This window comes from Desulfocurvus sp. DL1XJH-121, assembly GCF_054819825.1.
On record NZ_JBTVWW010000071.1, the window covers coordinates 1 to 287 of the forward strand.

A 287-nucleotide genomic window follows, 5' to 3' on the forward strand; every position below is an offset into this window, starting at 1 on the left:
TAAACGTTACGCTGTTAATTTGAGTTCGGATAGTGAAGATGTTGTACTTAATTCACCGAGTAGTGCAGAACTAGCAAATAATAATTGGACAATTTCTGATATTGATAGATTAGACTTTGCCAATGTGCATAAAAAAAAGTCTGATATCAAAGCCAAAGCGAAATTTAAATTAGTTGATATTGATAATACGGATTTTAGCAATTTTAATGGTTGACTTCGAAGGAAGGTGTTTATATGTCAAATAAAACTTCTCCTCCCAAGATTTATGCCAAGATTTGGTGGTCGTT

At 32.4% G+C, this 287-nt stretch carries 1 protein-coding gene; it reads left to right on the forward strand.

The genetic code is table 11. The annotated features are described in order from the left end of the window. The coding region (locus ACYYG1_RS17350; protein WP_461211591.1) for a hypothetical protein at positions 1–214 on the forward strand (214 nt) is incomplete at its 5' end. Positions 215–287: the final 73 nt, after the last annotated feature.